The organism is Streptomyces sp. MGP-BFMKR1, assembly GCF_057766585.1.
In genome coordinates this window covers 2,014,708-2,039,737 of the sequence record NZ_CM173408.1, presented here as the reverse complement: position 1 = coordinate 2,039,737, position 25,030 = coordinate 2,014,708, and the positions used below count along the sequence as shown (strand labels likewise).

Annotated in this window: 19 protein-coding genes; 8 read left to right on the top strand and 11 right to left on the bottom strand. The window is 74.4% G+C overall.

The window, feature by feature from the left end:
- Positions 1 to 197: 197 nt before the first annotated feature.
- Positions 198 to 668: a Dps family protein gene (locus tag AC3CHW_RS07530; RefSeq protein WP_176164454.1), complete on the top strand. Its 471-nt coding sequence runs from the start codon at positions 198 to 200 to the stop codon at positions 666 to 668.
- A gap of 1,296 nt (positions 669 to 1,964) precedes the next feature.
- On the opposite strand, the gene AC3CHW_RS07525 is transcribed toward AC3CHW_RS07530, so the two are convergent.
- Together AC3CHW_RS07525 and AC3CHW_RS07520 are read right to left on the bottom strand one after the other, a co-directional pair.
- Positions 1,965 to 2,837, bottom strand: coding sequence for an Fpg/Nei family DNA glycosylase (locus tag AC3CHW_RS07525; RefSeq protein ID WP_488469972.1), 873 nt, complete (start codon positions 2,835 to 2,837; stop codon positions 1,965 to 1,967).
- 140 nt (positions 2,838 to 2,977) lie between these two features.
- A complete protein-coding gene (locus AC3CHW_RS07520) occupies positions 2,978 to 7,951 on the bottom strand; it encodes an Lhr family ATP-dependent helicase (RefSeq protein WP_488469971.1) in 4,974 nt (1,657 codons plus the stop codon).
- 136 nt (positions 7,952 to 8,087) lie between these two features.
- Between AC3CHW_RS07520 and AC3CHW_RS07515 the strand changes: the two genes are divergently transcribed.
- From AC3CHW_RS07515 to AC3CHW_RS07505, 3 genes are all read left to right on the top strand, one after another.
- Positions 8,088 to 8,927 (top strand): AraC family transcriptional regulator, encoded by an 840-nt coding sequence (locus AC3CHW_RS07515; RefSeq protein ID WP_488469970.1) that lies wholly within the window; start codon positions 8,088 to 8,090, stop codon positions 8,925 to 8,927.
- Positions 8,928 to 9,355: 428 nt separating this feature from the next.
- Positions 9,356 to 10,201 carry an AzlC family ABC transporter permease gene (locus tag AC3CHW_RS07510; RefSeq protein ID WP_488470992.1) on the top strand — a complete coding sequence of 282 codons (846 nt, stop codon included), beginning with the start codon at positions 9,356 to 9,358 and terminating at the stop codon, positions 10,199 to 10,201.
- Positions 10,198 to 10,506: an AzlD domain-containing protein gene (locus tag AC3CHW_RS07505; RefSeq protein WP_398612107.1), complete on the top strand. Its 309-nt coding sequence runs from the start codon at positions 10,198 to 10,200 to the stop codon at positions 10,504 to 10,506. Before AC3CHW_RS07510 ends, AC3CHW_RS07505 begins: the two co-directional genes overlap by 4 nt.
- A 303-nt stretch (positions 10,507 to 10,809) precedes the next feature.
- On the opposite strand, the gene AC3CHW_RS07500 is transcribed toward AC3CHW_RS07505, so the two are convergent.
- Positions 10,810 to 11,751: a hypothetical protein gene (locus AC3CHW_RS07500; RefSeq protein ID WP_466297163.1), complete on the bottom strand. Its 942-nt coding sequence runs from the start codon at positions 11,749 to 11,751 to the stop codon at positions 10,810 to 10,812.
- Positions 11,752 to 11,831: 80 nt separating this feature from the next.
- Between AC3CHW_RS07500 and AC3CHW_RS07495 the strand changes: the two genes are divergently transcribed.
- From AC3CHW_RS07495 to recX, 4 genes are all read left to right on the top strand, one after another.
- Complete coding sequence (locus AC3CHW_RS07495) at positions 11,832 to 12,026, top strand: DUF3046 domain-containing protein (protein ID WP_187060964.1); 195 nt, start codon at positions 11,832 to 11,834, stop codon at positions 12,024 to 12,026.
- Positions 12,027 to 12,316: 290 nt separating this feature from the next.
- Positions 12,317 to 13,750 carry an AI-2E family transporter gene (locus AC3CHW_RS07490; RefSeq protein ID WP_488469969.1) on the top strand — a complete coding sequence of 478 codons (1,434 nt, stop codon included), beginning with the start codon at positions 12,317 to 12,319 and terminating at the stop codon, positions 13,748 to 13,750.
- A gap of 363 nt (positions 13,751 to 14,113) precedes the next feature.
- Complete coding sequence (recA, locus tag AC3CHW_RS07485; RefSeq protein WP_459250498.1) at positions 14,114 to 15,244, top strand: recombinase RecA; 1,131 nt, start codon at positions 14,114 to 14,116, stop codon at positions 15,242 to 15,244.
- A gap of 3 nt (positions 15,245 to 15,247) precedes the next feature.
- On the top strand, positions 15,248 to 15,874 hold the full coding sequence (gene recX / locus AC3CHW_RS07480; protein WP_488469968.1) for a recombination regulator RecX: 627 nt from the start codon (positions 15,248 to 15,250) through the stop codon (positions 15,872 to 15,874).
- A gap of 275 nt (positions 15,875 to 16,149) precedes the next feature.
- Here recX and AC3CHW_RS07475 read toward each other — a convergent pair whose 3' ends face one another.
- From AC3CHW_RS07475 to AC3CHW_RS07440, 8 genes are all read right to left on the bottom strand, one after another.
- On the bottom strand, positions 16,150 to 16,581 hold the full coding sequence (locus tag AC3CHW_RS07475) for a rhodanese-like domain-containing protein (protein ID WP_488469967.1): 432 nt from the start codon (positions 16,579 to 16,581) through the stop codon (positions 16,150 to 16,152).
- Positions 16,578 to 17,060 (bottom strand): cupin domain-containing protein, encoded by a 483-nt coding sequence (locus AC3CHW_RS07470; protein WP_187088291.1) that lies wholly within the window; start codon positions 17,058 to 17,060, stop codon positions 16,578 to 16,580. Before AC3CHW_RS07470 ends, AC3CHW_RS07475 begins: the two co-directional genes overlap by 4 nt.
- 336 nt (positions 17,061 to 17,396) lie before the next feature.
- Complete coding sequence (locus AC3CHW_RS07465; protein WP_315971046.1) at positions 17,397 to 17,483, bottom strand: putative leader peptide; 87 nt, start codon at positions 17,481 to 17,483, stop codon at positions 17,397 to 17,399.
- A gap of 491 nt (positions 17,484 to 17,974) precedes the next feature.
- The gene (locus AC3CHW_RS07460; protein WP_488469966.1) at positions 17,975 to 19,768 is read right to left on the bottom strand and encodes an FAD-dependent monooxygenase; all 1,794 of its coding nucleotides are present in this window, start codon (positions 19,766 to 19,768) and stop codon (positions 17,975 to 17,977) included.
- A 919-nt stretch (positions 19,769 to 20,687) separates the two neighbouring features.
- On the bottom strand, positions 20,688 to 21,611 hold the full coding sequence (locus AC3CHW_RS07455) for an amino acid ABC transporter permease (RefSeq protein ID WP_398612099.1): 924 nt from the start codon (positions 21,609 to 21,611) through the stop codon (positions 20,688 to 20,690).
- Positions 21,608 to 22,258: an amino acid ABC transporter permease gene (locus AC3CHW_RS07450; RefSeq protein ID WP_187061433.1), complete on the bottom strand. Its 651-nt coding sequence runs from the start codon at positions 22,256 to 22,258 to the stop codon at positions 21,608 to 21,610. Before AC3CHW_RS07450 ends, AC3CHW_RS07455 begins: the two co-directional genes overlap by 4 nt.
- A gap of 118 nt (positions 22,259 to 22,376) precedes the next feature.
- Positions 22,377 to 23,279 carry a glutamate ABC transporter substrate-binding protein gene (locus AC3CHW_RS07445; protein ID WP_398612098.1) on the bottom strand — a complete coding sequence of 301 codons (903 nt, stop codon included), beginning with the start codon at positions 23,277 to 23,279 and terminating at the stop codon, positions 22,377 to 22,379.
- Between the two features lie 35 nt (positions 23,280 to 23,314).
- Positions 23,315 to 24,091 carry an amino acid ABC transporter ATP-binding protein gene (locus AC3CHW_RS07440; RefSeq protein WP_488469965.1) on the bottom strand — a complete coding sequence of 259 codons (777 nt, stop codon included), beginning with the start codon at positions 24,089 to 24,091 and terminating at the stop codon, positions 23,315 to 23,317.
- Between the last annotated feature and the right edge of the window lie 939 nt (positions 24,092 to 25,030).

The window sequence follows — 25,030 nt, the reverse complement described above, 5'->3', positions numbered from 1 at the left end:
TGGGTGCTGGCCCCGGTGGGGCAATGGGCCGGTGGGGGAGCGGCGTCGTACCGGTCGGAGTGGGGCTGGTGGCGGGGGGTAGGTGGGTGATCCGTTCGAGAAGGTGGGACGGGTTGGCCATATGCCGCGTATGCCTGGGTACGCGGGTGTATGGCAGGGTGAGGGAAGGGACTTATCCGTCACATAGGAGGAAATTCATGACTGTCGTCAAGAGCTCGCTGCCCGAGTCGGACCGGAAGACCGTCGGCGACGCGCTTCAGGGCGCGCTGGTGGACCTGGTGGATCTGTCCCTGGTGGCCAAGCAGGTGCACTGGAACGTGGTCGGCCCCCGGTTCCGCTCCATCCACCTGCAGCTCGACGATGTGGTGGAGTCCGCGCGGACGCACACCGACACCGTCGCCGAGCGCGCCTCCGCGATCGGCGTGAGCCCGGACGGCCGAGCCGAGACCGTCGCCAAGACGAGCGGCATCGAGACCGTCAAGGACGGTTGGATCAAGGACACCGAGGCAGTGCAGATCCTGGTCGGGGCGCTCAACGCGGTCATCGGCCGGATGCGCGAGCGCATCGAGGCCACCGACAAGCCCGACCCGGTGTCGCAGGACATCCTGATCGGCCTGACCGCCGACCTCGAGAAGCACGCGTGGATGTTCCAGGCGGAGGCCGGCTGAGCCGGGTCAGGGCTCGGATTGCCGAAACGAGCCTCTGACCTGCGCGAGTGGGCATTACCTCGCGCTGCCGGGTGTGCTGACACGGTGACGCGTTCCGGGCCGCGGCGGCGGATTCCACGGAATCTCGCGCCTCCACCGGAACATCGGCGGAATCCGGCAGGGCCCTGTCGACACGGGAGCCGGCCTCACAGGTTGTGGGGCCGGCTCCGTCGTGTCGCGGGGCCGCCGTCGGTGCGGGGTCGCCGTCGGCGCGGGGGCGCCGCGGCGCGCGGCATGGCGCGTCGCAGGGGGTGTCGCACGAGGTGCCGCGCTGGACACGCTCTGGATGCGTGAGACGTGGCTCCGGGCGAGACTGGCACGACAGGACGAGACGGGGTGCGCGACGGGGCTCGACGCCCCCGAGCCCGACCGCGAGAGGTGCCCGGACATGCGAGACGAGCCGATATCCGCCCGACGTTCTCAGCCCGCCCCATCCCCGGCCGGCGAGTGGCCGGCAGGCGCCCGGCGGAGGCGTACGAGGCCGGGCCGTGGGGCGGGCCACGCGGGGCCGGGGCATCGCCGTCGCATACGGGCGAGGCATCGCGGGTTCGGGGAGTGGGCGACGGCTGGCGGTGCCTGACGCCGTGCGACTGGCCGGCGCGCTGTTGCTGAGCGTGGCCTGGGGCTGGGCCGTGCTGTGGACGGCCGCCGAGTCCGCGCCGGCGGGGCCGATAGAGGGAGTACTGCTCGCGGGCGGCTGGGGCCTGAGCCTGCTACCCGTGCACTGCGTGCCGGCCGGCCGTCGTCGGAACGGCGGTGAGCGGTCATCTGGGCGGACGCGCCACGGAGCGCGGGGGCCGACGACGCGGGCGACGGGTGTGGTGCGGGTGCGACCCGCGGCGCGGGTGGCGCGGGGGGTGGATGCGGCGGCATCGGCGCGACTCGCGGCACGCGATCCCGTACGGGTGGGCGGCGGCGGAGCGCGGTGGCGCGCGGGCTGGCGGTGGGCGCGAGGGCGTACGCGGGGTGGGCGGCGCGCTTCTTCGTAGCGCGGCTGGCTGTACGGGAGTGGGGCGCGGGGCGCGGTGGTGCTCCGGGGTTTGTAGAGGCCGGGTCGGAGGCAGAGGTCGGGGTCGAGGGCGGCCGGTCTGGGCGTTGATCCTGCCGGCCCGTGCTGGGTGTGGCGCTGGCATGGCCAGGAGAGCCGGTGCGGCCGTGGTGGGCGGTGTCGACGCCAGGGGGCCTGGCCCTGATCGCCGCGCTGCTGGGTGCGTACTCGGCCGGAGTGATCTTGGTGGCGCCCGTGGGGGTGGGGGCTTACGGCGATGGCTCGGGCGCGGGGCCCGGCTGGCAGCGGGGGCACCAGTAGGTGATGCGGGCCGGGGTGCTGGCGGGATCGTCGGGGCTGGTCTGTTCGGCCACGCGGATGGCGGTGCCGCAGCGCGCGCACGGTTTGCCCGCGCGGCCGTAGACCCACAGCCGGTGGTCGGGGTGGCGCTCGGCGGTGGTGATCCGGGTCGGGCGCGACTTGTTGACCTCCAGCAACTTCTTGGCCAGCGGCATCAGTCGCTGGCGTGCCGGGGCGCCGAGATCGGCCACCGGCGACCACGGGCTGACCCGGAGCAGGAAGCACAGCTCCGCCTTGTACACGTTGCCGATGCCCGCGAGGTTGCGCTGGTCCAGCAGCGCTTCGCCGAGCGCTCGGCGCGGGGCGGCGAGCACGCGGCGCAGTGCCTCGTCCGGGTCCCAGTCCGGGCCCAGCAGGTCGGGGCCGAGATGGCCGACGACGGTGTGCTCCTCGGCCGTGGGCAGGAGGCCGAGCACGGGCAACCGGTAGCCGACGGCCGTACGGTCCGCCACCCCGAGCACCGCCCGGATCTGGTGCCCCGGGCCCCCGCGCCAGCGCTCACCGGTGTCGTAGACGTGCCAGGCGCCGTCCATCCGCAGGTGCGAGTGGAGCGTGAGGCCCCCCTCGACGCGGGCGAGCAGGTGCTTGCCGCGTGGCACGACCTCGCGCACGTGCCGCCCGGTCAGGTCGGTGTCGGGGAGGCGGGGGCGCCGGTTGCCGCGGGCGTCGGGGCGCAGGCTGGCGCCGGTGGGAGCGCGCAGCTCCCACCGGGTCAGGGGCTTGCCCGCCAACGCGGCGTGGAGCCGGTGCGCGGCGCGCCAGACGGTGTCTCCCTCGGGCATGGGGCCATCATGCCGTTTCCTTGTGCGGCCAGGCGCCGACCATGGCGTCTGGGGCCCCGGAGCCCGGCGTGCGGTGCCCTGCGCTCCATGATCGGCGGACGCCGCCCGCCTCCGCCGCCTCCGGGGCCCGCGGGCCAGCCTCAGCGCGGGGAGCGCAGGCGCAGCCCGCGAGGGGTGGCGTGGAAACCTGCGGTCTCCAGGGCCGCTCCGAACGGTGAGGAGAGCGCCGCCACGCCGTTGATCCGTTCGACCGTGATGGTGCCGAGGGACCCGGCGTGGGCCGCGGTGGCCAGCGCTTCGAACGCCGGTATCAGTCGGGGGTCGTCGGCCGTGCCGGGGTCGGCCGCCGGCTCGCGGGTCGCGGACGGGGAGGGGGTGGTGCGCTCGGGGGAGGACGGGGGCGCGCCGGTCGAGCTGGGCCAGGCGAGGAGCGTCTTCCCGCCGCGCTCCAGGTAGAGCACCAGCTCACCGTCGACGAGGACGACCAGCGAGCCGGCCTTGCGGCCCGGCTTGTGGGTGGCGCCCGGCGGCGGGTCCGGCCAGTTGAGGGCGGCGCCGTACGCGTTGGCGGGGTCGGCGGCCGCGAGCACCAGGGCCCGTGGCGCGGAGCCCGCCCCCGGGCCGCCGTCGCGCCCCGCGCCGTCGCCGAGGCCCTGGCGGAAGGCCGGGTCGAGGGCGGCGCTCTCCGCGCGGTCGCGTGCCGTGCCCACCGCGCGGAGCCGGTCCACCGCCCCGTCCATGGCGAACTGGGCGGCCCCCAGTCCCTCCACGACGTAGCCGCGGCGCGCCTGGCCGCTCTCCTCGAAGACGGACAGCACCCGGTAGGCCGCGGCGAACCCGCCCTCGACGCCCTCCGCCGCCACGGCGCCGCGGGTCACCACGCCGTGCCGGTCGAGCAGCGTGCTGGCCAGCGCGTGCGCCCGGTGCGTGGGGTCGGCCGCCCGCTCGGGCACCAGCGACCAGCGTCCCGCCACCGTGGGCGGCCCGCCGAGCGAGGCCGTGGGGCGGGCAGTCATCCGGCCGTACCCGCGCGAGCTCGTCAGCGAGCCGTACCGGCCGCGCGGGACGGCCCGCTTGGCGCGGTGGGCGGTCGCCCCGGCGGTGCGCCCGGAACCGAGGAGGGAGCGCAGCGGGGCGACGGTGTCGTTGGTGATCCGGCCCGACCACGCCAGGTCCCAGATGACGTCGGCGATCTCGGCGTCGGCGCCCGGCGTCGGCTCGGCGAGCCCGGCGGCCCGCACCTGGTCGGCGATCTGACGGAAGAATAGCCCGTACCCGCCGGCGAGCGCGGAGAGCACCGCCTCGTGGAGCGGGGTCAGCTCCAGCGGGCGCGGCTCGGGCAGCAGCAGGGGCGCGGCCTCCGCCAGGTAGAGCGAGACCCAGCCGTCCTTGCCGGGCAGCGCGCCCGCGCCGGCCCACACCACCTCCCCGGCCACGGTCAACTCGTCGAGCAGGGCTGGGGAATACCGGGCCACCCGGGACGGCAACACCAGCTTCTCCAGCGCGGACGCGGGCACCGCCGCGCCCTGCAACTGCTCGATGGCGCGCACCAGGCCGTCCACGCCGCGCAGCCCGCCACCGCCCACGTGCTGCCACTGCGGCAGGAACGCGGCGAGCGCGGACGGCGCGACCGGCTCCAACTCGTGGCGCAGGGCGGCCAGGGACCGCCGCCGCAGCCTGCGCAGCACCGCCGTGTCGCACCACTCCTGGCCGATGCCCGAGGGGTGGAACTCGCCCTGGACGACCCGGTTGTCGGCGGCCAGACGGTGCAGCGCGCCGTCCGTGACGGCCGGGCCGAGGCCGAAGCGCGCCGCCGCGTCGGCCGAGGTGAAGGGCCCGTGCGTGCGCGCGTACCGCGCGAGGAGGTCGCCCAGCGGGTCCCGTACCGGCTCGGTGAACGCCTCCGGGACGCCGACCGGCAGCGCCGTGCCCAGCGCGTCCCGCAGTCGCCCCGCGTCCTCCACCGCGGCCCAGTGCTGGCGGCCGGCGATGCGCACCCGGATGGCGCGCCGGGCGGACTCCAGGCGCGCCGGCCACTCGGGGGCCGCGCCCCGCCGCGTCAACTCCTCGTCGGTGAGCGGCCCCAGGACGCGCAGGGCGTCGGCGACGCCCTCGGCGTCCTTGATCCGCCGATCGTCGCTGAGCCAGGCCAACTCGCGTTCCAGCTCGGCCAGCACCTCGGGGTCCAGCAACTCGCGCAGCTCCGCCTGGCCCAGCAGTTCGGCCAGGAGTCGGGAGTCCAGCGAGAGCGCGGCGGCCCGGCGCTCGGCCAGCGGCGAGTCGCCCTCGTAGAGGAACTGCGCCACGTACCCGAAGAGCAGGGAGCGCGCGAACGGCGAGGGCTCGGGCGTGGTCACCTCCACCAGCCGCACCCGGCGCGCCTCGATGTCACCCATCAGCTCGGTCAGCCCCGGCACGTCGAAGACGTCCTGAAGGCACTCGCGGACAGCCTCCAGGACGATCGGGAACGAGCCGAACTCGCTCGCTACCTGCAACAGTTGCGAGGCGCGCTGGCGCTGCTGCCACAGCGGGGTGCGCTTGCCCGGGGTGCGCCGTGGCAGGAGCAGCGCGCGGGCGGCGCACTCCCGGAAGCGGGCGGCGAACAGCGCCGAGCCGCCCACCTCGTCGGTCACCAACTGGGACACTTCGCCCTGGTCGAAGGTGACGTCGGCCGCGCCGACGGGGGACTGCTCGCTGTCGAAGGCCGTGCCGTGGTCGGGCGCCGGCCGCGTGCCGGCGGCGGGGGACCGCTCGTCGCCGCCCGGCTCGGTCGGCATCGGTACGTCGAGCAGGTCGAGGCCGAGCAGGTCCGCGTCGGGCAGCCGCAGCACGATGCCGTCGTCGGCGTGCATGACCTGGGCGTCCATCCCGTACCGCTCGGTCAGTCGGGCGCCGAGGGCCAGCGCCCAGGGGGCGTGCACCTGGGCTCCGAAGGGGGAGTGGATGACCACGCGCCAGTCGCCCAGCTCGTCCCGGAACCGCTCGACCACGATCGTGCGGTCGTCCGGGACGTGGCCGCACGCGGCGCGCTGCTCCGCCACGTACGCCAGCACGTTGTCCGCCGCCCAGCGGTCGAGCCCGGCGGCGCTCAGCCGGGCCCGGGCGGCGTCCGGGGCCAGCGCGCCGACCTCCCGCAGGAAGGCGCCCAGGGCGCGGCCCAGCTCCAGCGGTCGTCCGAGCTGGTCGCCCTTCCAGAACGGCAGCCGCCCCGGCACGCCGGGCGCGGGCGTCACCAGCACCCGGTCCCGCGTGATGTCCTCGATCCGCCACGAGGTCGTCCCGAGGGTGAACACGTCGCCCACCCGGGACTCGTACACCATCTCCTCGTCCAACTCGCCGACCCGCCGCCCGCCGCTTCGGCCGCCCCCGCCGCTGGACGGCTCGGCGCCGGCGAGGAAGACCCCGAACAGGCCGCGGTCGGGAATCGTCCCGCCGGAGGTGACCGCGAGGCGCTGCGCCCCGGGGCGGCCGGTGACCGTCCCGGCGACCCGGTCCCACACCACCCGGGGCCGCAACTCGGCGAAGGCGTCCGAGGGATAGCGACCGGCGAGCATGTCGAGCACCGCCGTGAACGCCGACTCGGGCAGCGTCGCGAAGGGCGCGGCCCGGCGCACGACGGCCAACAACTCGTCGACGTCCCAGGTGTCCATCGCCGTCATCGCGACCAGTTGCTGTGCGAGGACGTCGAGCGGGTTGGCCGGGACGCGCAGCGCCTCGATCGCGCCGGCGCGCATCCGCTCGGTGACCACCGCGGCCTGCACCAGGTCACCGCGGTACTTGGGGAAGACGACGCCGGTGGAGACGGCCCCCACCTGGTGTCCCGCGCGGCCCACCCGCTGGAGCCCGGAGGCCACCGAGGGCGGCGACTCGACCTGCACGACCAGGTCCACGGCGCCCATGTCGATGCCCAGCTCCAGGCTCGAGGTGGCGACCACGGCGGGCAGCCGGCCCGCCTTGAGGTCCTCCTCGACCAGTGCCCGCTGCTCCTTGGAGACCGAGCCGTGGTGCGCGCGGGCCAGCACCGCGGGCGCGCCCCTGGCCGCGCCCGCCTCGGCCATCACCTCGGCCGGCGCGTGGTGCTCGGGCAGCGGGTCGCCGGTGGCCCGTTCGTACGCGATCTCGTTGAGCCGATTGCACAGCCGCTCGGCCAGGCGGCGGGAGTTGGCGAAGACGATGGTCGAACGGTGGGCCTGCACCAGATCGACGATCCGCTCCTCCACATGCGGCCAGATCGACGGCCGCTCGCCCTCCTGCTCCTGCCCGTCCCGCACGGGCGAGGAGCCCAACTCGCCCAGGTCTTCCACGGGGACGACCACCGACAGGTCGAACTCCTTGCCGGACGGCGGCTGGACGATCTCCACCCGCCGTCCCGGGGAGAGATAGCGCGCCACCTCCTGCACCGGTCGCACCGTCGCGGACAGCCCGATACGACGCGCCGGACGCGCGCGCCCCGACCCGCCCTCACCCGCTCCGCGCAGGGCGTCGAGCCGCTCCAGGGAGAGCGCCAGGTGCGCGCCGCGCTTGGTGCCCGCCACCGCGTGCACCTCGTCCAGGATCACCGTCTCGACGCCGGCCAGGGCCTCCCGCGCGGCGGACGTCAGCATCAGGAACAGCGACTCGGGCGTGGTGATCAGGATGTCCGGCGGCCGGGTGGCCTGGGCGCGGCGCTCCGCCGGCGGGGTGTCGCCGGACCGGATGCCCACCCGCACCTCCGGCTCGGGCAGGCCACGCCGCACCGCCTCCTGCCGGATGCCGGTGAGCGGGCTGCGCAGATTGCGCTCCACGTCCACCGCGAGGGCCTTGAGCGGCGACACGTACAGCACGCGACAGCGCTTCTTCGACTCCGCCGGCGGCGGCGCGCTGGTGAGCTGGTCGATCGCGGCAAGGAAGGCCGCGAGGGTCTTGCCCGAACCGGTCGGCGCGACCACCAGCACGTCCGAGCCCTCGCCGATCGCCCGCCAGGCACCGGTCTGGGCGGCGGTCGGCGCCGTGAACGCCCCGGTGAACCAGCCGCGGGTGGCCGCCGAGAACCCCGCCAGCGCCGCGGCGTGCGCGCTCGCGCCGTCCGGGGCACCACCCCCCGCCGGCTCACCGCGCTGCTCGTTCCTCACCATGCCCCCATCGTGCACCGCACCACTGACAATCGACCGGAGCGGCAGGTCACCCGGGCTGTACGGGCCCTCGCGGGGCCCGGGTGCCGCCCGGGCGGCCGGCCGGAACCGCCGAACGACCGTTACGCACAATGGGGGCATGAGCGAGCGGGAGCGGGCGAGGCACTGGCAGTACGCGGAGCTGCCGGGCGTGGACCTGCTGAGCGCCCGCTACATCCGGCACGCCTTCCCGCAGCACACCCACGACGGCTACGTCATCGGCGCGATCACCGGCGGCGTCGAGGAGATCCGGCTGCCGACCGGCGTGCAGCGGGTGGGCCCGGGCGGCGTCGTCATGATCAACCCCGACGTGGCGCACACGGCACGCGCCGGAGTGCCCGAGGGCTGGGCGTACCACGTGCTCTACCCGGCCGCCGCCATGGTCGACGACATCGCCGCCGAGGTGTCCGCGTCCCGTGGGACGGCCTGGTTCCGCGAACCGGTCGTGCAGGACCCGGAGAGCGTGCGGTTGATCATGGCCGTGCACCAGGCCGCGGAGCGGGGCAACGCGCTGGCCGCCGACACGGTGCTGCGCCAGGCCATCGCGCGGCTGCTGCGCGGGCACGGCGGGACGCTCCCCGACCGCCCCGCACCGCGCGGGGCCGGCGCGCGCGCCGCCGCCCGGGCCAGGGAGATCCTGGAGGCCCGGATGGCCGCCCCGCCCACCCTCGCGAACCTGGCCGCGGAGCTCGGCACCGGCCCCTTCGCCCTGCTCCGTGCCTTCCGCGCCGCGTACGGGATGCCCCCGCACGCCTGGCTGACCGACGCCCGGGTGCGGCGCGCCCGCCGGCTCCTGGAGGACGGCACGCCACCAGCCGAGACCGCCGCCCTGGTCGGCTTCACCGACCAGCCGCACCTGGGCCGCCACTTCACCCGCATCGTCGGCGTGCCGCCGGGCGCCTACCGCAGGGAGCGCTCGAACACGCGCCAGCGCCCCTGACCGCGACCGCAAGAACGTACAAGACCGCGTCGTTCGGACACCCGTACGTTGCCGGCGTGGTCGAACAAGCGGAACGCGAGGAATGGCAGCGCCCCGTGCGGCGCGCGGAGCGTACGAACGGGGCGGCACGAGTCCCGCGCCGTGGGGACGAGGACGGAGCACGGGGCACGGGGCACGGGGCGCCGACCACGGAGCCCGGTGGGGCGCCGGCCGGCGCGCTGGACGGAGCGCCGAGCGGCGCGGCTGACGGGGCTCCGTCCAGCGCGGCCGTCGCGACCGACACGGGGCACGGGGCGGCGAAGCCGACGGGGCACGGAGCGCAGAGCCCGACGGGGCACGGAGCCGGCGGCGCCGACGAGGCGACTGGCACGGGACGCGGGCCCGCCGGCGCTGGACGGGCGTCCGGCGCGGGGAACGGGGCGGCGAGCGTGGCCGGGGACGGGGCACGGGGCACGGGGCGGCCGGCCGCTCCCGCCGGGTCGGGCGGTGCGGGGCCACGGCACCCGGCGGGTGACGGCGGTGCCGACGCGGGGGACGGGGCCGTGGTGCGGGACGCGCTCGGGGTGGGCGTCGCGGTCGGGCTCTCCGGGTTCGCCTTCGGCGTCACGTCCGCCGGCTCCGGGCTCAGCCTGCTGCAAACGTGTGTGCTCAGCCTGCTGGTGTTCACCGGGGCCTCGCAGTTCGCGCTCGTCGGCGCCCTGGCCGCCGGCGGGAACCCGTTGACGGCGGCGGCCGGCGCGTTCTTCCTCGGCATACGCAACGCCTTCTACGGGCTGCGCCTGTCCCAACTTCTGCGGCTGCCCCGGGCCCTTCGGCCGCTGGCCGCCCACTGGGTCATCGACGAGACCGCCGTCGTCGCACTGGCCCAGCGGGACCGGCGCGCCGCCCGGCTGGGCTTCGCCGTGACGGGAGCGAGCCTGTACGCGCTGTGGAACCTCACCACGTTGGTCGGCGCACTCGGCGCCGCCTCGCTGGGCGACCCCAACGACTGGGGCCTCGACGCGGCCGGCCCCGCGGTCTTCCTCGCCCTCCTGGCCCCGATGCTCCGCAGCCCACTGGAGCGCGTGGTGGCCGGCCTCGGTGTCGTCCTCGTCCTGGCCTGTGTGCCGGTCCTGCCCGCGGGGGTGCCGGTGCTGGTGGCGGCGCTCGCCGCACCGATCGTCCTGGCCGTGCACGGCCGTCGCGCCGCCACACGGCCCGCGGGGCAGCCCGAGCCCACGACCGCGACCGATGCCACGGAGCCGAGCGGTACCGCCGAAGGAGAGAACCGATGAACACGTGGATCGCCATCGCCGTGACGGCCGTCGGCTGCTACCTGGTCAAGCTGCTCGGCCTCTCCGTGCCGGCGGGCGCCCTGGAGCGCCCGCTGGTCAAGCGACTGTCCGCCCTGCTGCCCGTGGCGCTGCTGGCAGCCCTGATCGCGCAGCAGACGTTCAGCACGGAGCACACGCTCGTCATCGACGCCCGCGCGGCGGGCCTGGGCGCGGCGGCCCTCGCCCTGGTGCTGCGCGCCCCGTTCCTGCTCGTGGTGGCGGTCGCCGTGGCCGTGACGGCGCTGGTGCGGGCCGTCGCCGGCTGACGACCCGACCGCGCGCGCCGTACGGGCTCCGTTCCGCGCCCCGGCGGTCGTGCGTACGAACGCGTCGTGCGGCCGGCACTTCGCGGCCCGTGCGGCGCGCCCCGTACCCGGGGCCGCCGCTCCGTGCTCCGTGGCTCCGTGCCCCGTGCCCCGTGCCCCGTGCTATGGGGCACGGGGCAGACGGCGGGCCGGTCGGTGCGCGGAGCCCTCACGGGCCCCGTCGCCCCGTACGCCCCGTCGCCCTGCTGCCAGCGGCGCCGTAGCCGTCGTGCCCCGTCCTCCGTTCCGTGCCGTGCCGTGCCGTCAGTCGATCTCCCGGCCGTACGCGCGCAGCGTCAGCAGGGCGTCGATGGTCACCATGGGGCGGCACTCCAGCGCCGTGCCGGGTGCCCACTGGCGCCAGTTGATGGGCCAGCCGCCGTCCTCCTGCTGCGCCGCCGCGAGGTGGTCCAAGGAGGCCGACATCTCCGCGTCGGAGAACCACGGGCGGGCGACGGAGCCGGGGAGGCGGGCGAAGTCGTGCGCGAAGTGGTGCTCCCCGGGTCCGTATCCCGCCGGCACCGGATGGTCGGCCGCGTCCCACGGGTCGAGGACGACGAGTCGCTGCTCCCGTACCCGCGCGCCGAGCCGCTCCGCGACCGCGCCCGCGCGCTGGCGGTCCGGCACGCAGTCCAGGAAGGTGATCGCGGCCATGACCTCGTACGGATGCGTCGGCGCTCCGTCCGCCAGCCGCTCCACCGCCGACCAGCAGAAGTCCGTGGCCCGGAACAGCCAGGCGTGCCACACGCCACCCCGGTGCAGCAGCCCCGTGACGGGGCCGGTGGCGAGCAGGTCGCTCGGCGGGTCGTCCACCACCGGAATCCACGGCGCCGCCGGGTACCCGCGCAGCGAGGGGTGGAGCGCCGGGAGGGCGCCGGTCGGGGTGGAGATCTCGGTCAGGTACCGGCAGACCCGCTCTATCCGCTGCCCGCCGCAGCGCCCGATCTCGTCGAGCACGCGCAGGGCGTACGCCGTGTGCAGGGGCTGGCTGACGGGGCCGCGCAGGTCCGGCTCCAGGGCGTGCCCGTACCCCCCGTCGTCGTTCAGGTACGCGGCCAGCGCCCGCTCCACGGCGTCGACGGCGGGCTCCAGGCCGTCGCGCTGGGGCAGGAAGTGGTACGCGAACCTGCGCTGCTCCAGGACGCGGGCCGTGAGCCAGACGAAGTGCTCGGCACGGGCGAGGGGTGAGGTCGGTGCTGGGTCCATCCCCTGACCGTAGGACCGGAACGGGGCACGGGGCGGCCGATGCCGTACGGCTGCACTCTCAGGGGCGCGATACTGGACGTATGCGGTTGACGGTCTTCTGGCAGCGGATGGCGGACTACTTCGGAGAGGGGTACGCGGATTCGTTCGCGCGTGACCACGTGATGTCCGAGTTGGGCGGCCGGACTGTCCACGAGGCCCTGGAGGCCGGCTGGAGCGCCAAGGACGTGTGGCGCGGGGTCTGCGCGGCCGTTGACGTCCCGTACGAGAGGCGTTGACGGAACGGAGCGGAGACGACCGCGCGCGCCAGAAGCCTGCCCTCCGGGGCAGGCTTTTTTCGGAGCCACGGAGCCACGGAGCCACGGAGCCACGGAGCGGCGCGTTGTGCGGGGTGGCGGGGCCGGACGGCGTGGGGCGACAGTTGCGGGCACGGGGCACGGGGCACGGGGCACGGAGCACGGAGCCGGGTGCGTGCGTCGGTCAGCGCCTCCCGGGCGGGGGCGGCGGTCGGCCCGGGAACCGATTTGAACGCGGACATGACAGGGGTGCGCGGGGGCACGTCTGCCACATGGGCCACACTTGCTCCGTGGTAGCGACAGAAGACACCGTTCAGGAAGCGCCCCCCGTGGGCCCGCGTGACGCGGCGAGTGCGCGTATGCCCCGTTGGTTGCCCCGGGCCATGGTCCTCGCCCTGGCGCTGGTGGCCGGCTTCCAGTTCGCCAGTTGGGCGTTTCACGAGCTGACGTCGCTGCTGCTCAACATCCTGATCGCGTTCTTCCTCGCGCTGGCCATCGAGCCCGCCGTGGACTGGATGGCCGCTCGCGGGCTGCGCCGTGGGGCGGCGACCGGGCTGGTCTTCCTCGGCATCCTCATCGCCGTCGCCGGCTTCTTCACCCTGCTGGGTTCGATGCTCGCCGACCAGATCGTCACCATGGTCGAGGACTTCCCGAACTACCTGGACAAGGTGATCAGTTGGGTCAACACGACCTTCCACACGGAGCTGTCCCGGGTCGAAGTGCAGGACAGCCTGCTGCACTCCGACTGGCTTCAGAAGTACGTACAGGACAGCGCCAACAACGTGCTGGACGTGTCGGCGCAGGTGCTCGGCGGGCTGTTCAAGCTGCTGACGGTGACCCTCTTCGCGTTCTACTTCGCCGCCGACGGCCCGCGGCTGCGCCGCGCGCTGTGCTCCGTGCTGCCGCCGCACCGGCAGTCCGAGGTGCTCCGCGCCTGGGAGATCGCGGTGGCGAAGACCGGCGGCTACCTGTACTCCCGCGGCCTGATGGCCCTGATCTCCGGCATCGCGCACTACATACTGCTGGAGGTGCTGGGCGTGCCGTACGCCCCGGCGCTGGCCGTGTGGGTGGGTCTGATCTCGCAGTTCATCCCCACCATCGGCACCTACCTGGCCGGCGGCCTGCCGATGTTGATCGCCTTCACCGTCAACCCCTGGTACGCGGTGTGGGTGCTCGGCTTCGTCGTGATCTACCAGCAGTTCGAGAACTACCTGCTCCAGCCCCGCATCACCGCCAGGACCGTGGACATCCACCCGGCCGTCGCCTTCGGCTCGGTGATCGCCGGCACGGCGCTGCTCGGCGCGGTCGGCGCCCTCATCGCCATCCCGGCCACCGCGACGCTGCAGGCGTTCCTCGGTACCTACATCAAGCGGTACGAGGTGACGGACGAGGCGCGGGTGCAGGGAGGCACCCGCAGGCCCCGGGGCATGTCGCGGCTGGCGCGCGTGCGGCGTGCGCTCCGGCGGGGAGAGGACGGGGCGGCCTCGGGCGCGTCGGCGCCTGACGGGGCGGATGCCGAGCCCGCCGCGCCGGTCGCGGTTCCCGCTCGCCCCGACGGGAGCGACGGAGCCCCGCCGGCGGGGACGGTGCCCGCGCAGGCGACCGACACGGAGCGGGCGCAGGATGCCCCGGCAGGCGCCCCGACGCCGTCCCGGCCTCCCGAGCCCACGAGGCCGGCGACGGGGGAGCCGGTCCCCGAGGGCTGACCGCCGAGCGGCCACCGCGCCGCGGCGCGACAGGCGGGCCGTAGCGGTGGCCGGGCCGCAGTGGAATGGGTAACGGCGCGGCGTGCGGCGCCCCACGGGGCGGAGCGCGGCGGCGCGGAACGGAGCGCCGGCCGCGCCGCAGCGGCGACGTCGGCCCGCAGCTTCGGCACGCCGGAGCGCGGGCGCGCCGCGAGCGAGGACCTGCTTGACACCAAAATCGAACATCTATTCTCATGGGGGTGCTGGCTGGCGGTTCTGCCCCCGGTTATCCACAGGCGGAGAGGGTGTCCGGGCCGATTGTCAGTGGCAGGCGTTAGCGTCGTGGACGTGAAGCGATCGACTCAAGCAAACCGGGTGGAGCCCATGGCGGCAGGAACTGACCGCGAGAAGGCGTTGGACGCCGCGCTCGCGCAGATTGAACGGCAATTCGGCAAGGGTGCCGTAATGCGGATGGGTGACCGGCCCAACGACCCCATCGAGGTCATCTCCACAGGGTCGACCGCCCTCGACGTCGCGCTGGGCGTCGGCGGCCTGCCGCGTGGCCGTGTGGTGGAGGTGTACGGACCGGAGTCCTCCGGTAAGACCACGCTGACGCTGCACGCCGTGGCCAACGCCCAGCGGGCCGGCGGCACCGTCGCCTTCGTGGACGCCGAGCACGCCCTCGACCCCGACTACGCGCAGAAGCTCGGCGTGGACACGGACTCCCTCATCCTGTCCCAGCCGGACAACGGCGAGCAGGCGCTGGAGATCGTGGACATGCTGATCCGCTCCGGCGCGCTCGACCTCATCGTGATCGACTCCGTGGCGGCGCTCGTCCCGCGCGCGGAGATCGAGGGCGAGATGGGCGACTCGCACGTCGGCCTGCAGGCCCGACTGATGAGCCAGGCGCTCCGCAAGATCACCAGCGCGCTCAACCAGTCCAAGACGACGGCGATCTTCATCAACCAGCTCCGCGAGAAGATCGGCGTGATGTTCGGTTCGCCGGAGACCACGACCGGTGGCCGCGCGCTGAAGTTCTACGCGTCGGTCCGGATCGACATCCGCCGGATCGAGACGCTGAAGGACGGCACCGAGGCGGTGGGCAACCGCACCCGGTGCAAGGTGGTCAAGAACAAGGTCGCCCCGCCCTTCAAGCAGGCCGAGTTCGACATCCTCTACGGCCAGGGCATCAGCCGCGAGGGCGGCCTGATCGACATGGGCGTGGAGCACGGCTTCGTCCGCAAGTCCGGCGCCTGGTACACGTACGAGGGCGACCAGCTCGGCCAGGGCAAGGAGAACGCCCGCAACTTCCTCAAGGACAACCCCGACCTCGCCGACGAGATCGAGAAGAAGATCATGGAGAAGCTCGGCATCGGCGTGAAGGCCGACAAGCAGGCCGCGGAGTCCGACGGCACGGTCGCCGCCACTGCCGAGCCCGCGACCGCCGCGAAGACGGTTGCGCCGACGGCCGTGAAGGCGACCAAGGCAACCAAGGCCGCCGCGGCCAAGAGCTAGCCGATGACCCGGCGAAGTGACTGGCCGGACAGTGGCGACGCGGGACGACCGGGCAGCGACGACCTCGGCCCGTCGAGGGCCGGGCGGAGGGCGTCGCGTGGGGGCCAGGGGGAAGCCTCCAGCATGGAGCCCGGTGAGCAGGCGCGGGCGATCTGCCTGCGCCTGCTCACCGGGACGCCACGCACCCGCAAGCAACTCGCCCAGGCCCTGCGCCAGCGCGACATCCCCGATGACGTGGCGGAGGAAGTACTGTCCCGCTTCGAGGACGTCGGCCTGATCAACGACGCGGCGTTCGCCGAGGCGTGGGTCGAGTCCCGGCACCACAGCCGGGGGCTCGCCCGGCGAGCGCTGGCGCGGGAGTTGCGTACCAAGGGCGTGGACCCCGCGCTCATCGACGAGGCGGTCGGTCAGCTCGACCTGGAGCAGGAGGAGCGAACCGCCCGCGAGCTGGTGGAGCGCAAGCTGCGCTCCACCCGGGGGCTCGACCGGGACAAGCGCATCCGGCGACTGGCCGCGATGCTGGCCCGCAAGGGCTACTCCGAGGGCGTGGCCCTGCGGGCGGTGCGACGGGCGCTGGAGGAGGAGGGCGAGGACGCGGAACTGCTGGAGCACCACCTGCCCGACGCGTGACCGAGCGACAACGCGGAGCCTGCTGGACGCGGAGCCCCCTCGCTACGGCGCCGGTCACTGAGCGCCGGAGTGCGTCGATACGGCGCGCACCGGTCACGGGCCCACGATCGTCCGAGTCCTGGGTGTGCCCTGGGTGCGCCTTGGCCGCGTCCGAAGCGTGGGCCAGAGCCAGGTGAGCGGTCCCGCGCGGGACGGACCGCTGTCCGCTGCGGTGCGCCGAAGCGGGCGCGCCCACCCGTCGCGCGGACAGGCGCACCCCGCGAAAGGTGATCGCGTTAGCCCGCGATGGTCCGGGCCGGGACGGACGGCTGCTCGGAGTGCCGTACCGGCAGCCCCGCCGCCCGCCACGCCTGGAAGCCACCGACGATGTCGGTGGCCCGCGCCAGGCCGAGCTGGTGGAGGGAGAGCGCCGCGAGGCTGGAGGCGTACCCCTCGTTGCAGAACACCACGGCCCGCACGTTGTGCCCGGTGACCTCGGGCAGGCGGTGGTCGCCGTGCGGGTCGAGCCGCCACTCCAACTCGTTGCGCTCCACGATCAGCGCGCCGGGGACCAGCCCGTCCCGGTCGCGGAGGGCGGCGTAGCGGGTGTCGATGAGCAGGGCGCCGTCCCGTGCCGCCGCGGCGGCCTCGTGCGGGCTGAGTCGGTGGAGCTGGGCCCGGGCCCGTTCGAGGAGGGTGTCCACGCTGGTCGGCGGGTGGGTGCTCATGCCCACTCCCCGGGGTGCTCGACCTGCTCAAGGCGGAGTACGGGGCCCGTACGGCTGTAGCGGCGCATGAGCGGCAGCGGGGGATAGTAGGCGTGCACGGAGATGGCGTGCCGCTGGGCGGAGAGGTTCAGCACCTGGTGGACGTGGTGCGGGCCGAAGGCGCGACCGTTGCCCCGGGGCAGGGTGCGCTGGCGGTCCACGCCCTCGGCGAGTTCTAGCGTCTTCCAGCCCTCGGTGGGCAACTGAGCGGCGAGCGACTGCTCGATCAACTCACCGTCGGCGATGGCGAAGGCGCCGTGCGAGCCGCCGTGATCGTGCCATCCGGTGCCGGTACCCGGCGGCCAGCCGATGAGCCACGCCTCACTGCCTCCCGGCCCCTCCAGACGGGACCAGGTGCGGCCCTCCGGGTCGAGGGGCAGCGTGGCGACGAGGGCGGCGTCGGCCGCGACGCGGCGGACGTAGTCGAGCAGTTCGGTCAGGGAGACGCCGCTGCCCCGGGGCGCGGGAGTCGCCTCCGGGCGGCCGGGGGCGGGGAGCGGGGCCCCGCCGGGCGGCGGCGCGGCGGCGAGTCCCGGCGCCGCGCCGCGACCTGGTGGGGTAGGGGAGGGTGCGGCGATGGCCGAGGCGTACGGGGACGCGGCGGGCGGGGCCGCGACGGCGGGCGGAGGGCTCGCCGTGGCCGAGGCAGTGGCCGCCATGGCCGAGGCGGTGGCGAGGGGAGAGGCGGCAGGGCCGACCGAGTGGGTTGTCACGGAGACCGTCCTGAGGGCTCGCGAGGACGCGCGGCGGCGGGCCACGCGGAAGGGGAAGGCGGATCAGCAGGACGGTCGACACACGCAGCCCGCGTAGCGAAGGAGGTCCATGTGGACCCTCCGCCAGAGACGCAGGCTGGTGTCAGACATGGTTCGGAGTAGACCACCTCCCCTCGCCCATGGTCAACAGCGACCGGGTGTGCGCCCGCGCACTCTGCTACCCCTACCGGCCGCCCGAGATGCGCACCGTCCACGCTCCGGTCTGACGCGTCGCGCCCACTCCCGGTGCGGCGCGGCTGCCCCCGGGCCGGCCCCCCGAACGCGCCCGCCCGTGCCGCCCCGGCCCGTGGCGACGCGCCGCGCGCTCCCGATGGCGCCGGCACGGCGAGACGTGCGCGGCGGCGGTCGCTCGTGCGCGGTCGGTGACTGTGCGTAGCCGGCCTCGCCCCGAGGCGGCGGCGCGCGGAGCCCGTGAACGTACCCCCGCGCGTACGGTCCGGGCTGACGCCTCTCGACGGGACTCACCCCGCGCCGCCGTACGCGCGTCTCCCACCGTTGCCCCCGGCCGGCGTACGGGGCACGGGCGCACCGGTGGGCTGGCGTACCGGCGTACGGAGCGCGGGGGCCGGACCGTGGCGCCGTCAGGTGGGGCTGTGGGCGGGGGCCTGGAGGAGTCCGCCCCGTGCGGCGTCCGCGCAGGCGTACAGCTCGGCCTGACGGACTCCGGCCAGCGCCGCTACCAGGTAGCCGTCGGGCCGTACCAGCAGCACGGTGTGCGCGGCGGCCCCCGGGTAACCCTCCGCGACCAGGATCTCGGCCCGTACCGGCAGCGCGGCGACGGCCGCGGCGAGGCGGGGCATGAGCCCGGCGCCCACCCAGTGCCGGCGCTCCCACACGCCCGTGCCCGGGGCGACCAGGACCACGAGCAGCGCTCCACCGAGCCGGCTGCGGAGCCGGGTCAGGGAGCCGTCGGGCGCCGTCACCGGCACGTCGGCCACCGGGCTGCCGGGCGCCGTGTCCACGGCCTCCGCGCCCTCCGGGGGCGCCGGTTGCAGCGGGCTGCGCTGGTAGCTCGGGGGCGCGCCGAGTTGCCCGAGGCCCGCGTGGCCGTCGGTGAGCAGCGCGTCGTGGCCGCGCACGGAGCCCGGCAGCACCGAACGGCGCACGGCGGACCAGCCGCCCGGCGCGCGCACCTGGGACAGCAACTGGTCGGCGGTGCGCAGCCGGGCGCCGACGGCGCCGCGCCGCTCCGTCTGATAGCTGTCGAGCAGCGGGTCGCCCGCGCCGTGGTGCCAGGTCAGGGCCAGTTTCCAGGCCAGGTTGTCGACGTCGCGCAGCCCCTCGTCGAGCCCCTGCGTACCGAGCGCCCCTATCAGGTGCGCGGCGTCCCCGGCGAGGAACGCCCGCCCCACCCGCCAGCGGCGGGCGAGCCGGTGGTGCGCCACGTACACGCCGGTGTCCAGCAGTTCGTACGGGGGCAGGGTGCCGCACCAGCCGGTGAGGGTGTCGCGCACGCGGCTGAGCAGGGCCTCGGGGGTGACCAGGTCGCCACCGGGCGGCAGCAGCCAGTCGAGCCGCCAGGCACCACCCGGCAGCGGGCGCGCGGTCACCTCCGCGTCGGCGCCGCGCCACGGCGGCAGCCGGTGCAGCAGGCCCTCGCCGGGGAACGGGAGATCAGCCCTGAGCGCCGCCACGGCATGGCGTTCCACCGCCGTCCGGCCGGGAAACCGCACGCGCAGCAACTTGCGGACGGTGGACCGCGGACCGTCGCAGCCGATCACGTAACTCCCGCGCCACCAGATGCCCTTGGCCTCCGGTCCGCTCGCGGGACCCGACGCGCCCGCGGCCGGCCCCTCGCCCGGATCGGCGGCGTCCGCCTCGTCCGCCGGCTCCGTGTCGAGTACGGGCCTGGTGTGGACGCTGACGCCGGCCTCGTCCTGCTCTATGGCGTCCAGCCGGCCGCCCGTGGCGATCCGCACCAGCCCGCCGCCGGGCTGCTGGCAGAACGGGGCCAACGCGGCGCGCAGCGATCGGGTGAGCACGTGCTGGGGGAGGTGCAGCGGCGAGGCGATGCCCGACGGTTCGTCCGGCGCGGTCGCGTCGCGCGGGGCCGGGAGCGCCGGCGGGGCGTCCGCGACACCGCTCCGTGGCGCCCGCGGGTCGTCGAAGGTCACCTGACGCACCGTCTGGCGCCGGCGCATGGTGCGCCACCCCGTCCAGCGGGCACCCCCGTCGGTGGCGACGGCGCATCCGAGGCGGCTCAGCATCTGGGCGGTGTCCGGCCGGAGCACGGCGGTACGGGCTGGGCGCTGCTCGTCTATGCGTGGTCGGCCGGGCCCCTCGTCGAGCAGGATGACGGGAACATCGCGGCGGGCGAGAGCCAGCGTCAGCGCGAGGCCGACGGGGCCCGCACCCACGACGATCACCGGGTCCACGGCGCGGTTCCCCCGTCCCTGCGGCAGGTAGGAGAACTGACAATAGGAGCCCGGTACGCGATCACAGAACGTATGCAACCCATTGCGCGTGCCCCCGTCAAGTGACGGTCGGGGGCACGCGGGAGCACGTACGCACCCAACCCGGCCGAGGATATACGCCCAGTACAGGGCCGGATACGCCAGCGTCGCACTCCGGTCGCCGCCCCGGTGTGGAATGGCCCTACGGCCTGGCCGCACCGTCACCGCCCGCTCGCACGCCTCCCGTTGGCGGCCCCGCCCCGCCACGGACCCGGCATCCGCGCCCACCTTCGGCCCCGTGCCCCGTTCCCCAGCGCGACACCCGCTCGTTGCCCCGTGCCCCGTGCCCCGTGCCCCGTGCCCCGTGCCCCGTGCCCCGTGCCCCGTGCCCCGTGCCCCGTGCCCCGTGCCCCGTGCCCCGTGCCCCGTGCCCGGTACGGGGCGCGGCGTGGCCGAGGCGTCCCGTGGGCGGAGGCCGCAGGGCGGTCGGGCCTCACGGTCGCCTGACGCCCCGTCGGGCACCGCCGACTCCCGCGGGGCGCGCTCCCGTGTGCTCCCGTGCCCCGCCGCCCGCGGGCATACGTGCGCCGCGCGCGGCGCAGGCGACGGGGCAGCCCGCCCCCGCGCCTCGCCCCACCGCCCTTCGCCACGTACCGCCCCGGTCGCCGCCCCCGCGCCTCGCCCCCGTACCGCCCCGGTGCACCGCACCCCCGCCCAACCACATCCCGCCCCCGCCGCACCTCGCCCCCTACCGGCCGCCCCCGGCACGCCGGGTGGTGCGCCGGGCGGGTCGCCGACGTGCGAGCGCCCCGTGTTCCCGCCGTGGGGCGGGGACACGGGGCGCGGGGTGCGCCGTCGCGCGCGGGGCCCGTGCGGGCGCCGGGGCGCGACGGGCGCGGGGTCAGTCGGCCTTCGGGCCGCCTCCTCGCGCGTCGCCGCCCCGGGAGCCGGCGTCCGCGCTGTGCGAGGGGTCGGCCATGGCGGTGGCCGCGCCGGCCGGCACCGCCGCCGGGGCGCCCTTGCGGCTGCGCTGGGTGCTCCGCTCGATCCAGGTGGCCAGCGACGAGAGCGCCAGGCACAACAGGATGTAGATGGAGCCGAAGACGATGACCATCGGGATGAAGGCGTAGACGCCGTTCTCCGGAGGGGTCCGCTCCGCGAACGCCTTGCCGACGTAGAGCAACTCCTCGTAGAGGATGATGAAGCCGAGCGAGGTGTCCTTGAGCGTGACCACGAGCTGGCTGATGATCGACGGCAGCATGGAGCGCACGGCCTGCGGGATGAGGACGCTCGTCATCACCTGGGTCTTGCGCAACCCGAGCGCGTACGCGGCCTCGCTCTGCCCCTTGGGCACGGCGTTGATGCCGGCGCGGAAGATCTCCGACTGCACCGACCCGTTGTACAGCGTCAGCCCGATGACCAGCGCCCACATGGGCTGGGTGTCGAAGTACGCGTAGTACAGCAGGAAGATCATGATCAGCAGCGGCATGGCGCGGAAGAACTCCACGAGCACCGCCGTCGGCCACCGCACCCACCGGTGGTCGGAGAGGCGTCCCGCGGCCAGCACGGCGCCCAGGGCGAGCGAGAAGACCGCCGCGAGCGCGAACGTCTTCAGCGTCGTCAGCAGACCTTCGAGGATGCGGTCCTGGGTGTTCGCGTACTGGTAGTCGTCCCACAGGCCGGCCTGGAACTGCCCCGTGTCGTCCAGCCGGTAGATGACGAAGGCGATCAGGCCGAGGAGGGCGAGCGTGGAGACCACGCCGTAGACGCGATTGCGTCGGCGGGCCTTGGGGCCCGGGACGTCGTAGAGGACACTGGCACTCATCGGGCCACCGCCAGCCGGTTCTCCAGCAGCCGGAACAGGCCGCTGAGGGTGAGCGTGATGATCAGGTAGCAGACCGCGATCCAGAGGAAGATCACCAGGATGTCGTAGCCCGCGTCCGCGTTGAGCTGCTTCTGCAGCGCTCCGAGCTCCATGACGTCGAAGCCGGAGGCGATGGCGGAGTTCTTGGTGAGGGCGATGATCAGGCTCCCGACCGGGGGTATCGCCGTGCGCGCGGCCTGCGGCAGCACGATCTGGCTCAGTGTCTGCGTGAAGGTCATGCCGATGCTGCGCGCCGCCTCGGCCTGCCCGACCGGCACCGTGTTGATGCCGGAGCGGACGGCCTCGCAGATGAAGGCCGACGTGTAGCAGCCGAGGGCCATGACCGCGAGCCAGAAGGAGTCCCAGCCCTTGAGCCCGAGCGCGGGTAGGCCCAGCGTGACGATGAGGAACAGGAGCACCAGGGGCGTGTTGCGCAGCAGCGTTACCCATACGGTGCCGAAGACCCGCAGCGCGGGCACCGGAGACACCCGGAAGCCCGCGATCAGGATACCGAGCACGAGGGCCAACAGCGAGCTGTAAGCGGTCAGTTCGACGGTCTTGAGGAAGCCGTCGCGGAATGCCGCGAAGTTGTCCGTCAGTACGTTCAAGTCAAGTCTCCGGTGGTGAGCACGGCGGCCGGGGCGCCCGCGGCGGGTGGGCCCTCACGGGGCCCGGGCCGCGCCGTGGACGCCCGGCCGCTCAGGCGTCAGCCGTCGTGGCGGCGGCTCAGTAGCGGTCGACCTTCGGCGGCGTCGGGGCCGGGATGCCGGACTTGCCGAGCGTGGCGTCGTACGCCTTCTTCCAGTTGCCGTTCTTCTGGTGCGTCTCGATGGCGTCGTTGATCGCGTCGCGCAGCGCCTTGTCGCCCTTCTTGAGGCCGACGCCGTACGGCTCCTCCGAGAACGGCTTGCCGAGCACCCGCAGCCCGTCGTTCTGGGCCGCGTAGCCCTTGAGGATCGTGTCGTCCGTGGTGACCGCGTCCACCTGACCGTTGTTCAGGTCCTGCACGCACAGTTGGTAGCCCTGCTGCGCCTTGGCCTTGGCGACCCCGTACTTCTTCTCCTTGATCCGCTTCAGCGGCGTGGAGCCGGTGACGGAGCAGACCTTCTTGCCCTTGATGTCCTCCGGGGTCTTGATGTCGCTGTCCTTGTCGACCAGCAGGTCCTGGCCGGCGAGGTAGTACGGGCCGCCGAAGTCGACCTGCTTCTTGCGCTCGTCGTTGATCGTGTACGTGCCGACGTAGAAGTCGACGCCACCGCTGGAGAGCTGCGTCTCGCGGGCCTCGGTCGGCACCGTCTTCCACTCGATGTGCTGCTCGTCGAAGCCGAGTTCGGCGGCGATCATGCGCGCGATCTCGACGTCGAAGCCGGAGCGCTTCCCGGTGCTCGGGTCCTCGTAGCCGAGGTTCGGCTGGTCGGCCTTGGTGCCGATCTTGATCTTCTTGCCCTTGACCTTCGACCAGACCGGCGAGTCCTTGACGTCCGCCGCGGTGTTGACCTCGTAGGAGAGCTTCGGGGCGTCCTTGTCCTGCTTGTCGTCGTCCGGGCTGCCCTCCTTGCCACACGCCGTCGCCGTCACGGCCATGGCCAGTACGACGGCCGCCGCCGCTGCAGTCCTGCGGAGCTTCATGGTGAATGTCCTTTACGTCGTCGAGCGGGAGGCGGTCAGTGGTGCAGGATCTTCGACAGGAAGTCCTTGGCCCGGTCGCTGCGGGGGTTGCTGAAGAACTGGTCCGGCGCCGCCTCTTCGACGATGCGGCCGTCGGCCATGAACACCACGCGGTTCGCGGCGGAGCGCGCGAAGCCCATCTCATGGGTGACGACGATCATCGTCATCCCCTCCTGGGCGAGCTGCTGCATGACCTCGAGGACCTCGTTGATCATCTCCGGGTCGAGGGCCGAGGTCGGCTCGTCGAAGAGCATCACCTTCGGGTCCATGGCCAGTGCGCGGGCGATGGCCACGCGCTGCTGCTGGCCGCCGGAGAGCTGCGCGGGGTACTTGTCGGCCTGGCTGCCGACGCCGACCCGGTCGAGCAGGGCCCGCGCCTTGGTCTCGGCGGCCTTCCGCTCGACCTTGCGGACCTTGATCTGGCCCAGCGTCACGTTCTCCAACACGGTCTTGTGGGCGAAGAGATTGAAGGACTGGAAGACCATGCCGACGTCCGAGCGCAGCCGGGCCAGTTCCCTGCCCTCCTGCGGCAGCGGCTTCCCGTCGATGGTGATGGTGCCGGAGTCGATGGTCTCCAGTCGGTTGATGGCGCGGCACAGCGTGGACTTGCCGGACCCGGACGGCCCGATGACGACGACGACTTCGCCGCGGGCGATGGTCAGGTCGATGTCCTGGAGCACATGCAGCGCGCCGAAGTGCTTGTTGACTCCTGCCAGCGCGACCAAGTCGCCCGCCACAGCCGTGGCGCCCTTGGTCACCGATACTTCGCTCATCGGCGTCTCGCTCCGTCCTCCTCGGTTGGGAGGACCCTAATGAGCCGCCACGACCAGCGTCATTACATCTGAGCTGAAATTGAGCATAACGATCCGGCCGCAAAGCGACACTCTGCGTGAACGGGGCGCGGAGCATGGTCGCCGTACGGCCTGGGAAACAACGCGATGCCCATACCGGCTACGTAACGGAAACAACTGGGTGGTCGCATTCCCTTGACGCGCCCCGCGGGTATCGGCGTTCATGCCTGTGGCCCCGGTGGGGGGACACGCTGCCTGGCGCCGACGAACGGCGCGGGTCGGCGCGAGGAACAGCGAGGGAACACACCAGGTGAGCGATCCGCGCCCCGGCACGCACCGGCGCGGGCGGGGGCCGGGGCGGCGCCGGCCGGCCAGGGCTCGCGCGTTGCGGAGTACGGAGCGAGAAGGGCCCCGAAGCGCCGGCGCGTCCCGCGTCATCGCGCGCCCGTCCACACGCCACGGGGCGCGGACGGCCCGGGGCGGCGGCGGTACGGAGCGCGGCCTCGGCCGCACAGAGCGCGGCGCCGCCACGGGGGCCGGGTCTCGCTCCGACACGGGGCACGGGGCGGGTACGGGGCGCGGGACACGGCGTACGGGGCGCGGGACACGGGGGCACGGGCCTCCGGGCATGGAGCAGGACGGGCGTGGCACGGTGCCGTGGGGGCGCGGCGTGGGGGCCCCGCCGAGACGGAGCACGGTGCGCGGAGCACCGGGAACACACGAGCGTACGGAGCAGGCAGTGGCGCACGCGGGGCACGGCGCGGTGGGACGCGCGGATGGAGGCGGGGCGCCCTTGGCGGCGCTGCGGACGGGCCCCGCGCCCCGGGCCGGCGGCGCCCCCGGGAACGCCCCGCGGGACCCGGCGCCCGGCGGGCACGAGGGGCGCGCGTCCGGAGCGGAGTCGGGGCGCGTGAGGGAGCA

Bases quoted from the DNA above. Each gene is read 5' to 3' on its own strand.
- AC3CHW_RS07490 (WP_488469969.1), top strand. From the start codon at position 12,317: ATGGGCCACACTTGCTCCGTGGTAGCGACAGAAGACACCGTTCAGGAA.
- AC3CHW_RS07440 (WP_488469965.1), bottom strand. From the start codon at position 24,091: ATGAGCGAAGTATCGGTGACCAAGGGCGCCACGGCTGTGGCGGGCGAC.
- AC3CHW_RS07475 (WP_488469967.1), bottom strand. From the start codon at position 16,581: ATGAGCACCCACCCGCCGACCAGCGTGGACACCCTCCTCGAACGGGCC.
- AC3CHW_RS07500 (WP_466297163.1), bottom strand. From the start codon at position 11,751: ATGGACCCAGCACCGACCTCACCCCTCGCCCGTGCCGAGCACTTCGTC.
- AC3CHW_RS07520 (WP_488469971.1), bottom strand. From the start codon at position 7,951: ATGGTGAGGAACGAGCAGCGCGGTGAGCCGGCGGGGGGTGGTGCCCCG.
- AC3CHW_RS07530 (WP_176164454.1), top strand. From the start codon at position 198: ATGACTGTCGTCAAGAGCTCGCTGCCCGAGTCGGACCGGAAGACCGTC.
- AC3CHW_RS07495 (WP_187060964.1), top strand. From the start codon at position 11,832: ATGCGGTTGACGGTCTTCTGGCAGCGGATGGCGGACTACTTCGGAGAG.
- AC3CHW_RS07445 (WP_398612098.1), bottom strand. From the start codon at position 23,279: ATGAAGCTCCGCAGGACTGCAGCGGCGGCGGCCGTCGTACTGGCCATG.
- AC3CHW_RS07455 (WP_398612099.1), bottom strand. From the start codon at position 21,611: ATGAGTGCCAGTGTCCTCTACGACGTCCCGGGCCCCAAGGCCCGCCGA.
- recA (WP_459250498.1), top strand. From the start codon at position 14,114: ATGGCGGCAGGAACTGACCGCGAGAAGGCGTTGGACGCCGCGCTCGCG.
- AC3CHW_RS07515 (WP_488469970.1), top strand. From the start codon at position 8,088: ATGAGCGAGCGGGAGCGGGCGAGGCACTGGCAGTACGCGGAGCTGCCG.
- AC3CHW_RS07465 (WP_315971046.1), bottom strand. From the start codon at position 17,483: ATGTCTGACACCAGCCTGCGTCTCTGGCGGAGGGTCCACATGGACCTC.
- AC3CHW_RS07505 (WP_398612107.1), top strand. From the start codon at position 10,198: ATGAACACGTGGATCGCCATCGCCGTGACGGCCGTCGGCTGCTACCTG.
- AC3CHW_RS07525 (WP_488469972.1), bottom strand. From the start codon at position 2,837: ATGCCCGAGGGAGACACCGTCTGGCGCGCCGCGCACCGGCTCCACGCC.
- recX (WP_488469968.1), top strand. From the start codon at position 15,248: ATGACCCGGCGAAGTGACTGGCCGGACAGTGGCGACGCGGGACGACCG.